Genomic DNA, 11,246 nt, shown 5'->3' with positions numbered 1-11,246 from the left:
AGCCTCACAGCGCCGATGGTACTGCAGGGGGGACCCTGTGGGAGAGTAGGACGCCGCCGAACTAATTTTGATAAGAAGCCGTACCCCCGAGTTCCGACTCGGGGGTACGGCTTTTTTGCGTTGCACCACCACTAAGCAGCCACGTGCCCCCCATTTCGGGCGGGGAGCCGCGCCACCCCTCTGCACAGTCGTCCGACAACTGACGGTAAGGTCAGGAGGCATCATTGGCTCGTTCCCCACAGGAGGCCCCCGGGTGGAGGTCCAGGAGACTCGCGTCCAGACGGACCGGGTCCTCACCATCCCGAACATCCTCAGCATGGCCCGCCTGGTAGGCGTACCCCTCTTCCTGTGGTTGATCCTCAGGCCCGAGTTCGGCGGGCCCAAGAGCGACGGCTGGGCGCTGCTCGTGCTCGCGCTGAGCGGAGTCAGCGACTACCTCGACGGCAAGCTCGCACGGCGCTGGAACCAGATCAGCAGCCTCGGCCGGCTCCTCGACCCCGCCGCCGACCGGCTGTACATCCTCTCCACCCTGGTAGGCCTCACCTGGCGGGAGATTCTCCCGCTCTGGCTCACCGCGGCACTGCTGCTGCGCGAGCTGGTACTCCTGGTGATGGTCGGGATCCTCCGACGCCACGGCTATCCGCCACCGCAGGTGAACTTCCTCGGCAAGGCGGCCACCTTCAACCTGATGTACGCCTTTCCGCTACTTCTGCTCAGTGACGGAAGTGGCTGGATCCACTCACTCGCTGCTATTTTCGGATGGGCGTTCGCCGGATGGGGTACAACTCTGTATTGGTGGGCAGGGATCCTGTATGTGGTTCAAGTCCGCCGACTTGTCAAGGCGGATGCCATGGCCGATTGAGTCTGCCGATATGACGGCCACCGGACTCGAAGGCCCGTGACTGGTTGAACGGGCCAAACCTGGTGGGCCGAGTCGGACAGACCGTCGTCTATCAAGGAGGACGTTACCGACATGAAGGCCGTCGTGATGGCCGGGGGCGAAGGCACACGCCTGCGCCCCATGACCTCAAGCATGCCCAAGCCACTCCTGCCGGTGGTCAACCGGCCGATCATGGAGCATGTGCTGCGCCTGCTGAAAAGGCATGGGCTCACCGAGACCGTAGTGACCGTTCAGTTTCTGGCGTCACTCGTCAAGAACTACTTCGGCGACGGTGAAGAGCTCGGGATGGAGCTCACGTATGCCAATGAGGAGAAGCCACTCGGCACCGCCGGCAGCGTGAAGAACGCTGAGGAAGCGCTGAAGGACGACGCCTTTCTCGTCATCTCCGGTGACGCTCTGACCGACTTCGACCTCACCGACCTGATCCGCTTCCACAAGGAAAAGGGCGCGCTGGTCACCGTCTGTCTGACGCGCGTCCCCAACCCGCTGGAATTCGGCATCACCATCGTCGACGAAGAAGGCAAGGTCGAGCGCTTCCTGGAGAAGCCGACCTGGGGACAGGTCTTCTCCGACACGGTGAACACCGGCATCTACGTCATGGAGCCCGAAGTCTTCGACTACGTCGAGGCCGACGTACCTGTGGACTGGTCGGGTGACGTCTTCCCCCAGCTCATGAAGGAAGGCAAGCCCATCTACGGGTACATCGCCGAGGGCTACTGGGAGGACGTCGGCACTCACGAAAGCTATGTGAAAGCCCAGGCAGACGTGCTCGAAGGCCAGGTCGACGTCGAACTGGACGGCTTCGAGATCTCCCCCGGGGTATGGGTGGCCGAAGGCGCCGAAGTACACCCCGACGCCGTTCTCCGCGGCCCCCTGTTCGTCGGTGACTACGCCAAGATCGAAGCCGACGCCGAAATCCGCGAACATACCGTGGTGGGCTCGAACGTGGTCGTGAAGAGCGGGGCCTTCCTGCACAAGGCCGTCGTCCACGACAACGTCTACATCGGGCAGCACAGCAACCTGCGCGGCTGCGTCGTCGGCAAGAACACCGACATCATGCGAGCAGCACGCATCGAGGACGGCGCCGTCATCGGTGATGAATGCCTCGTCGGGGAAGAATCGATTATCCAGGGCAATGTGCGGGTCTATCCCTTCAAGACGATCGAGGCCGGCGCGTTCGTCAACACCTCGGTCATCTGGGAGTCCCGGGGCCAGGCGCACCTCTTCGGCGCCCGCGGTGTCTCCGGCATCCTGAACGTGGAGATCACCCCGGAACTCGCGGTGCGCCTCGCCGGCGCGTACGCGACAACGCTGAAGAAGGGCTCCACTGTCACCACGGCCCGCGACCACTCCCGCGGCGCCCGGGCACTGAAGCGAGCGGTGATCTCCGCACTGCAGGCCAGCGCCATCGACGTACGCGACCTGGAGAACGTGCCGCTGCCCGTCGCACGGCAGCAGACGGCGCGAGGCAGCGCCGGCGGCATCATGATCCGTACGACGACGGGTGTGCCGGACTCCGTCGACATCATGTTCTTCGACGGGAACGGGGCGGACCTCTCCCAGGGCAGCCAGCGGAAGCTCGACCGGGTGTACGCGCGTCAGGAATACCGTCGTGCCTTCCCCGGTGAGATCGGTGACCTGCACTTTCCCTCCAGCGTCTACGACTCCTACACGGGCTCGCTGCTGCGCAATGTCGACACGACGGGGATCGCCGAGTCGGAGCTCAAGGTCGTCGTGGACGCCTCCAACGGCAGTGCCGGGCTCGTCCTGCCCAGCCTCCTCGGGAAGCTCGGCGTCGACGCGCTGACGATCAACCCGGGTCTTGACGAGTCACGTCCCACTGAGTCGGCGGACGCGCGCAGGTCCGGTCTCGTGCGACTCGGTGAGATCGTGGCATCGGCGCGAGCGGCCTTCGGTGTGCGCTTCGACCCCGTGGGCGAGCGGCTTTCGCTCGTCGACGAGAAGGGCCGGATCGTCGAGGACGACCGGGCGCTGCTCGTCATGCTGGACCTGGTGGCCGCCGAGCGGCGCAGCGGGCGGGTCGCGCTGCCGGTGACGACGACGCGCATCGCCGAGCAGGTGGCCGCGTACCACGGCACGCAGGTGGATTGGACGACGACGTCGCCGGACGATCTGACGCGGGCCGGACGCGGCGATTCGACGATCTTCGGTGGTGATGGGCGCGGCGGCTTCATCGTGCCCGAGTTCAGCAGCGTCTTCGACGGTACGGCGGCCTTCGTACGGCTGATCGGCCTGGTGGCGCGGACCCAGCTCACGCTGAGCCAGATCGACGCGCGGATCCCGCGCGCCCACGTACAGCGGCGCGACCTGGCCACGCCGTGGGCCGTCAAGGGGCTCGTGATGCGGCGTGTCGTGGAGGCCGCGGGCGAGCGGTCCGTGGACACGACCGACGGCGTACGGGTCGTCGAGGCGGACGGCCGGTGGGTGCTCGTGCTCCCCGACCCCGCCGAAGCCGTCACCCATCTGTGGGCGGAGGGGCCCGACGAGGCCTCGGCCCAGGCCCTGCTCGACGAGTGGGCCGCCGTGGTGGACAGCGCCGGGGACTGATGGCGCAGGTGTGCCGGACAGCACCCGTAAGTGGCGCTGTCCGGCACACCGGTGGGGCCATTCGGAGGTAGCGCCCGCGACGTGCGACGATGTGCGGCATGCCGCAGCAGCCCCCCACACGGAGCGCCGTCTCGCGCCCCAGGCGCCCGGACGCCTCCATGTCGCTGCTCACCACCGTCATGGACCACAGCCTCGACGAGGGGTACGCGGAAGCCGCCGCCCGCAAGGAGGAATCCGGCACCGGCGGTGTCCCCAAGCCGCTGCGGGCAAAGCTCGGACTCGCGGCAGGCCTGGTGCTCGCCGCGCTCGTGGTGACCGTGGGCGCGGCGCAGGCGCGGGTAGAGGCCCCGGTGCTCGCCAAGGAGCGCTCGGAGCTGATCGACCGGGTCGAGTCGGCCACCGCGGACGCGGACGATCTGGAGGACGAGATCGACGACCTCCGCGGCGACGTGAGCGCACGGCAGCGGGCGGCACTGGAGAAACACGGCGGCAGCCGGGCGGAGTTGGTCTCGCTGCTTTCCGGTGCGACGGAGGTGCACGGCCCCGGCGTGAAGCTCGTGGTCGACGACAAGAAGAAGGCCGACCAGGGCGGCGGCGGCCCCCGCGAGAGCGCGGGCTTCTCCGACACCGGCCGGGTGCGCGACCGCGACATGCAGCGGGTCGTCAACGGCCTGTGGGAGTCGGGTGCCGAGGCGATCGCGATCAATGACCAGCGGCTGACCGCACTATCGGCGATCAGGGCGGCCGGTGACGCGATACTGGTCGACAACAGGCCGCTGGTGCCGCCGTATACGGTGCTCGCGGTGGGTGACGGCCAGAAGTTGAGCACCAGGTTCCAGAACAGCCGCGACGGTCAGTATCTGCACTCTCTGCAGGAGAACTTCGGCATTCGGACCAGCATCTCAGCGGTCGACGACGTCCGGCTTCCGGCCGCGCCCAGTGTGACCGTACGTACAGCAGAGCCGAAGGCAGGAAAGGGCACATCGTGATCGCCGTACTGGGCCTCGTCGTGGGAGTCGTGGCCGGACTGCTGGTTCGGCCCGAGGTACCGGCGGTGGTCGAGCCGTATCTTCCGATCGCCGTGGTGGCCGCGCTCGACGCGGTGTTCGGCGGCCTGCGCGCGATGCTCGACGGCATCTTCGACGACAAGGTCTTCGTGGTGTCGTTTTTGTCGAACGTGGTGGTGGCGGCGCTGATCGTGTTCCTCGGCGACAAGCTGGGCGTGGGCGCCCAGCTCTCCACGGGTGTCGTCGTCGTCCTCGGCATCCGGATCTTCTCCAACGCCGCGGCGATCCGTCGGCATGTCTTCCGGGCGTGACGCCGATGAGCTCCATGAACCCCGAGGATCCCATGAACAACGGGGACGCCCCTTCCGGCCACGGCCGACGCAGGGAACTGCCCGCTGAGGTGCCGGTGCCACCCCGGGTGTCAGGCGGCGGCGCGTCGGCCGCGCAGGCGGGTGAGGGCACCGCGCGGGGCGGGGGCTCCTCCCTGACCGGCCGTCAGCGCCTGGTGAAGGGGTTGTGGCCGCCGCGCCTGACCCGTGCTCAACTCATCGTGGCCCTGCTCCTGTTCGTGCTCGGCCTGGGTCTCGCCATCCAGGTGCGGTCCACCAACGACAGCAGCGCGCTGCGCGGAGCACGTCAGGAAGATCTCGTACGCATTCTCGATGAACTGGATGACCGAACTCAGCGTCTGGAAGATGAGAAGCGCAGACTGGAGGAGCAGCGCACCGGTCTGGAGAACAGCTCGGACCAGGCCGAGGAGGCCCGAAAGCAGACGGTCGAGAGGGAACGGCAACTCGGCATTCTGGCGGGCACCGTGGCCGCGCAGGGTCCTGGCATCACGCTGACGATCAACGACAAGAAGGGGACGGTGGAGGCCGACATGCTGCTCGACGCCATCCAGGAGCTCCGTGCCGCCGGTGCGGAGGCCATCCAGGTCAATGACGTCAGGGTGGTGGCCAGTACCCATCTGTCGGATGCGACAGGTGACGGAGTACGTGTGGACGGCCGGAAGGTCGCCGCGCCCTACCGCTTCAAGGTCATCGGCAAGCCGCAGGACCTGGAGCCGGCGCTGAACATCCCCGGCGGGGTGGTGCAGACTCTGGAGAAGGAGCAGGCCACGGTCACTGTCGCACGTACGGAGAAGATCGTCGTGGACGCCTTGCGACCGGCGAAGCGGCCTGACTACGCTCGGTCGTCCTCCCAGTGAGGGGCAGGGGCATGGGGGCCGTTGGTCCAGGGCATGAGGTTGCGGGGGGTCGGCGCACTGTAGACGGGGTGCGTGGTGGAAACTGTTTGGCGGCTACGGACGTTGTGAGGATGTCCGTGGTGCCGCGGTACGACGGTGTGTGCAGTCAGGGTTCGTCCTGCCCCACGGGCGGGTCTGTTTCGGTCAAGGGGAATCGCCCGTGAAGTTGTTTGCGAAGTTGTTCGGCAAGAGCGCACGTGAGGACGCCCGTCACCGTGCGCCGCGCGCTGGAGACGTGCCGGAGACCCAGGTGGGCGAGCGCCCCCTGTTCCGGGACCAGGTAGGCGGAGACATTTCGGGCGGACAGGGCGCGTCATCTGTTGACCCTGCCAGTTCCGGACGCATAGGTTTCGGGGAACCGTCGCCCTCAGGTGCGGGTGCGGGGTACACCCCCGACCCGTACGCGTCCCATGCCCCCGGGGGGCAGCCGCGGCAGGAGGATCCGTCCATGTCGGCCCTGGTGTGTACGAGGTGCGGGAACCGCAACGCGCAGGCGAGCCGGTTCTGCTCCAACTGCGGTGCGCCGCTGCGGGCCGGAGCGGTCGCCGAGCGTCCGTCCGAGACCACTTCGACGATCTCCATCTCCGGTCTTGAGGCGTACGACGCCGAGGTCACGGGGCAGACGCCGTCTCCGGCGCTCTCACCCGAGGCGCAGGCTGCCGTCGACGCACTGCCGCTCGGCTCGGCCCTGCTCGTGGTGCGTCGCGGTCCGAACTCGGGCAGCCGCTTCCTCCTGGACGGCGAGCTGACGACGGCGGGGCGCCACCCGCAGAGCGACATCTTCCTGGACGACGTGACCGTGTCGCGCCGTCATGTGGAGTTCCGTCGTCTCGCGGACGGTTCCTTCACCGTCGCCGACGTGGGCAGCCTCAACGGCACGTATGTGAACCGGGAGCGGATCGACTCCGTCGCGCTGTCCAACGGCGACGAGGTGCAGATCGGCAAGTACCGGCTGGTCTTCTACGCGAGCCAGCGGGGCATCTGACCCATCCCCCGGACCACGTCCGGGGGGACCCCCCAGGAAGGTCCATGCTGGAGACACCGAGGGGCGGTGCCGGAAACGGCACCGCCGCTGCGGACCATCGGCTGATGAGCATCGGCACCGTGCTGAACACGCTGCGCGACGAATTTCCCGAGGTCACGATCTCCAAGATCAGGTTCTTGGAGTCCGAGGGGCTCATCGAGCCGCAGCGCACACCGTCCGGATACCGCAAGTTCAGCCCCGAGGACGTGGAGCGGCTCGGGCACGTGCTGCGGATGCAGCGGGACCACTATCTGCCGCTCAAGGTCATCCGCGACCACCTGGACGCCTCCGAGCGGGGCGAGGGCTCCGTCCTGCCCGTGCAGGCGCCGTCGGCCGATCCGGGCGGCAGCGACCTCCTGGAGGCCGAGGAGGAGCGCACAGTGGCGCGGCTGGGGCGGGACGCCCTGCTCGCGGCCGCCGAGGCCGACGAGCAGCAGCTCGCCGAATGGGAGACGTACGGCCTGGTCGCACCGCTGCCGGACGGCAGCTACGACGCGGATGCCGTAACGGTCGCCGCTCTCGTGGCCGAACTCGGCCGATTCGGTATCGAACCCCGCCATCTGCGGGCCATGAAGGGTGCGGCCGACCGGGAGGCGGGGCTCGTCGACCAGATCGTCGCGCCACTGCGACGGCACCGCAATCCGCAGACCAGAGCCCATGCGGAAGCCCGTACGAAGGAGCTCGCGGGGCTCATCGGAAAGCTGCATGCCGCACTCGTTCACAGTGCGCTCGGCGTCCCGGTGCGCTGACTCGACGGGTGCCCGACTACCCAAACCTGCCGGGCACGTCCTAGGGTTGCTGTGTGAACGAGCTCGACGTCGTAGGTGTCCGGGTGGAAATGCCCTCCAACCAACCGATCGTGCTCCTGCGTGAAGTGGGAGGCGACCGGTACCTCCCCATCTGGATCGGACCAGGGGAGGCGACCGCCATCGCCTTCGCACAGCAGGGCATGGCGCCCGCACGGCCGCTGACCCACGACCTGTTCAAGGACGTGCTGGAGGCTGTCGGCCAGGAGCTCACCGAAGTGCGCATCACCGACCTGCGAGAAGGCGTGTTCTACGCCGAGCTGGTCTTCGCGAGCGGTGTCGAGGTCAGCGCGCGTCCCTCGGACGCCATAGCGCTGGCGCTGCGCACCGGGACGCCCATCTTCGGGAGCGACGGTGTCCTCGATGATGCGGGCATCGCCATCCCGGACGAGCAGGAGGACGAGGTGGAGAAGTTCCGCGAGTTCCTCGACCAGATCTCGCCCGAGGACTTCGGTACCAACAGTCAGTGAGCCGCGGCCGGACGCCGGTTCGGGCCCGAGTGCCGCCGCGTCCGTCGCCCGGTCGGCCCCTCTCAGGAGGCCGCTGCCGGAGCATTCGGCTAGCCTTTCCCCGCAGCGCGGGACGGGAAACCACTCGTAGGGTGATTATCACTCGGCGTGCCGAGTGTGGCGTTCGTTGACGAGCCCCTGGTGACTGCCTACCTTCGAGGGGGCAGGTCAAGGACGGAGGTCGGCGTGAGTAGCAGCGGCGACGGCACAGCGGTGGGTGGTCCGTATCCGCTGCACAGCGGTTCGGCCGAGCACTCTCCGAAACGCCCGGTGGCAGTGCCTGAGGGCACCTCCGGAACGGAAAGTCAGGCTGTGGACCCGGAGCGGGAGCAGGTCGGTTATCGAGGTCCCACGGCGTGTGCCGCCGCGGGCATCACCTACCGCCAGTTGGACTACTGGGCGCGGACCGGGCTCGTAGAGCCCAGCGTGCGTGCGGCAGGCGGATCCGGGACGCAGCGGCTCTACAGCTTCCGCGACGTGGTCGTGCTGAAGATCGTGAAACGGTTCCTCGACACCGGGGTCTCGCTGCAGAACATCCGCACCACGGTGCAGCACCTGCGGGACAGCGGCTTCCGCGATCTGGAGCGCACCACGCTGATGAGCGACGGCGCGACCGTCTACGAGTGCACATCGCCGAACGAGGTCCACGACCTCCTCCAGGGCGGACAGGGTGTCTTCGGGATCGCCGTGGGCGTGGTGTGGCGCGATGTGGAGGCCGCGCTTTCGCAACTTCACGGGGAGCGGATCGACACGGGGGAGACCCTGGTGGGGCACCATCCGGCGGACGAGCTCGCCAGACGGCGGAACCGGGCTGTCTGAGGCGGTTCGCCCGGCCGTCTGAGGCGGTTCGCCGGGCGGTCGCGGTCGGGCCGTCTGGCGGGGTGCCGGTGTTGCCCTGGTCGGTGTGGTGGTGTCGTTGTGCCGTGGAGCACCGGGATTGTCAGTGGCTTAGGGCAGCATCGGAGATGTGAGAAGCGCGCCGACGATTCTGCATCTCGACATGGATGCCTTTTACGCGTCCGCCGAGCAGGCGGCCAAGCCGAGCCTGCGCGGCAAGGCCGTGGTCGTCGGTGGCCTCGGCCCGCGCGGAGTCGTCGCCACCGCCTCCTACGAGGCGCGCCGGTTCGGGGTGCACTCGGCGATGCCCATGGGGCAGGCGCGCCGGCTCGCTCCTAACGCCGCGTATCTCGTGCCGCGGTTCTCGTTCTACCGTGACATCAGCGAGCAGGTCATGCGGTTGCTGCGGGAGCTGTCGCCGCTCGTGGAGCCGCTGAGCCTGGACGAGGCCTTCGTGGACCTGGAGGCGGGCGGTGTGGCCTCGGACGAGGCGTCGGCGCGGGCCGTGGGGGAGCGGCTGCGGGCGGACATCCTGCGGGTGACGGGTCTGACCGGTTCGGTGGGGCTCGCCGTGTGCAAGATGCTGGCGAAGATCGGCTCCGAGCAGGCCAAGCCGGACGGCCTGGTGCTCATACCGGCCGGTACGGAGCGGAAGCTGCTCGAGCCCATGTCCGTGCGGATCCTGCCGGGCGTCGGTCCCGCGACCGGGGACCATCTGCGAAGAGCCGGGATCACCACCGTCGGGGAGCTGGCCGAGGCGGGCGAGGACGAGCTGGTACGGCTTCTGGGCAAGGCGCACGGCGGTGCGCTGTACGCGATGGCGCTGGCGCGCGACGAGCGGCCCGTGGTGGCCGAGCGGGACACCAAGTCGGTCAGTGTCGAGGACACGTACGACGTGGACATCCACGACCGGGTGCGGGTGCGGATGGAAGTGGCCCGCCTCGCCGAACGGTGTGTGCAGCGGTTGCGGGCCGCGGGGCACTCCGGGCGGACGATCGTGCTGAAGGTGCGGCGCTTCGACTTCTCGACGCTGACGCGGTCCGAGACGCTGCGAGGGCCCACGGACGACCCCGGCGTGGTGCGGGAGGCCGCCGCGCGGCTGCTCGAGTCCGTGGACACCACGGGGGGTGTACGGCTGCTCGGCGTCGGCGTCAGCGGGCTCGCCGACTACACGCAGGAGGACCTGTTCGCACAGGCCCAGGCGAAGGCGGAGGCGGAGGCCGCGGAGGCCGCCGGGGCGGATGGTGACCCTGGGGCCGCCCAGGAGGGCGGTGGCGGGCTGCCTGCCGAGGGGGCGGGGGGCGAGAGCGTCGGTGGGGTCGAGCCGGGCCCGGCCGAGTCCGGCGGGGCCGAGCCGGTGCCTCCCGCTGAGCGCAGGTGGCCCTCCGGGCACGACGTACGGCATGCCGTGCACGGGGCCGGGTGGGTCCAGGGGAGCGGCCTGGGGCGGGTGACGGTGCGGTTCGAGACGCCGCAGTCGGTGCCGGGGCGGGTGCGGACGTTCCGTACGGACGATCCGGAACTGGAACCGTCGGATCCGCTCCCGCTTGTCGCAGCCCCCGGTCCGGGGGAGGGGGCGGCGGTCGTGGGCCCGGAGGCGGGGCTGCCTGTGCCGGGTGCGGGGTAGCCTCCGGCTCGGCTTTGGCTCCGGCCTCGGCTTCGGCTTCGGTCTCGGCTCAGGGCCTGGACCCGGCCTCGGCTCCGGCTTCGGCTCCGGCCTCGGCTTCGGTCTCGGCTCCGGGCCTGGGCCCGGCTTCGGCCCCGGACGCGGCTTCGGCCCCGGGCCTGGCCCCGGCCTTGGCTCCGGCTCCGGGTCCGGACCCCGCTCCGGCCCCCGCTCCGGCCCCGGCCCCGGCCTCGGCCCCCGCCCCGGCCCCGGCCTCGGCCCCCGCCCCGGCCCCGGCTCTGCTCCGGTTCTGACGGTTGCGGCGCCGGTGGCCGAGGTGTAGCCCCCGGGGGGGCGGAGCTAGCGGGCGGCTAGGGCTGGGGAAGTTTCTGGGCTGGGAGATGCGCGATGGGAGGTGGTCCTGTCCGGCAGGACGCGCGTCGCTGCCAGGGAGCGCGAGCGGCTGTGCCCCAGCGTGAGGCAGCCACGCCCCGTATCACCGAGGCCGGACGCCCCCGTGGCCCCAGGCGGAGCCCCCCCGTGGCCCCAGGCGGAGCCCCCCGTGGCCCCAGGCGGACGACCTCCGTGGGCCCCAGGCGGGTGCCGAGCGGGGCGGGAGCGGGCCTCGGCGGCCTGGTTCGCCGCGCAGGCCTGGGCGGAAACCTGCTCGTAGGCCCGGCAGGGGGGCAGAGCCGCCCAGCAGAGCCGCCCAGCAAGGCGGACCCGGCAGGGCGGACCCGGC

General features: G+C 69.5%; 11 protein-coding genes. All 11 read left to right on the top strand.

The genetic code is table 11. The features are described from left to right. The first annotated feature begins 253 nt into the window (after positions 1-253). The 11 genes from clsA (at position 254) to IG78_RS50730 (ending at position 10,847) form a co-directional block, all read left to right on the top strand. A complete protein-coding gene (gene clsA, locus IG78_RS0134955; RefSeq protein ID WP_030571517.1) occupies positions 254-862 on the top strand; it encodes a cardiolipin synthase ClsA in 609 nt (202 codons plus the stop codon). A gap of 111 nt (positions 863-973) precedes the next feature. After that, a complete protein-coding gene (locus tag IG78_RS0134950) occupies positions 974-3,469 on the top strand; it encodes a mannose-1-phosphate guanyltransferase (protein ID WP_030571514.1) in 2,496 nt (831 codons plus the stop codon). Between the two features lie 89 nt (positions 3,470-3,558). After that, positions 3,559-4,458 (top strand): DUF881 domain-containing protein, encoded by a 900-nt coding sequence (locus tag IG78_RS0134945; protein ID WP_030571511.1) that lies wholly within the window; start codon positions 3,559-3,561, stop codon positions 4,456-4,458. Then, on the top strand, positions 4,455-4,787 hold the full coding sequence (locus tag IG78_RS0134940; RefSeq protein ID WP_003988855.1) for a small basic family protein: 333 nt from the start codon (positions 4,455-4,457) through the stop codon (positions 4,785-4,787). Before IG78_RS0134945 ends, IG78_RS0134940 begins: the two co-directional genes overlap by 4 nt. 14 nt (positions 4,788-4,801) lie before the next feature. Further along, on the top strand, positions 4,802-5,683 hold the full coding sequence (locus IG78_RS0134935; protein ID WP_030571508.1) for a DUF881 domain-containing protein: 882 nt from the start codon (positions 4,802-4,804) through the stop codon (positions 5,681-5,683). A gap of 82 nt (positions 5,684-5,765) precedes the next feature. Next, positions 5,766-6,707, top strand: coding sequence for an FHA domain-containing protein (locus IG78_RS46750; RefSeq protein ID WP_078965814.1), 942 nt, complete (start codon positions 5,766-5,768; stop codon positions 6,705-6,707). 44 nt (positions 6,708-6,751) lie between these two features. Further along, a complete protein-coding gene (gene ftsR / locus IG78_RS0134925) occupies positions 6,752-7,495 on the top strand; it encodes a transcriptional regulator FtsR (protein ID WP_030571502.1) in 744 nt (247 codons plus the stop codon). Between the two features lie 53 nt (positions 7,496-7,548). Next, the gene (locus tag IG78_RS0134920; protein ID WP_005475662.1) at positions 7,549-8,022 is read left to right on the top strand and encodes a bifunctional nuclease family protein; all 474 of its coding nucleotides are present in this window, start codon (positions 7,549-7,551) and stop codon (positions 8,020-8,022) included. 225 nt (positions 8,023-8,247) lie between these two features. Beyond that, entirely contained in the window at positions 8,248-8,880 is a 633-nt protein-coding gene (locus tag IG78_RS0134915; RefSeq protein ID WP_078965813.1) for a MerR family transcriptional regulator, read from the top strand. A gap of 148 nt (positions 8,881-9,028) precedes the next feature. Continuing rightward, complete coding sequence (locus tag IG78_RS0134910) at positions 9,029-10,525, top strand: DNA polymerase IV (RefSeq protein WP_078965812.1); 1,497 nt, start codon at positions 9,029-9,031, stop codon at positions 10,523-10,525. Then, positions 10,515-10,847 carry a hypothetical protein gene (locus IG78_RS50730; protein WP_199813340.1) on the top strand — a complete coding sequence of 111 codons (333 nt, stop codon included), beginning with the start codon at positions 10,515-10,517 and terminating at the stop codon, positions 10,845-10,847. Before IG78_RS0134910 ends, IG78_RS50730 begins: the two co-directional genes overlap by 11 nt. Positions 10,848-11,246: the final 399 nt, after the last annotated feature.

The sequence above is a fragment of the Streptomyces aureocirculatus genome (genome assembly GCF_000720475.1).
GTDB lineage: Bacteria > Actinomycetota > Actinomycetes > Streptomycetales > Streptomycetaceae > Streptomyces > Streptomyces aureocirculatus.
The sequence above is the reverse complement of the archived record's forward strand: the minus strand, read 5'-3'. Positions and strand labels throughout refer to the sequence as shown.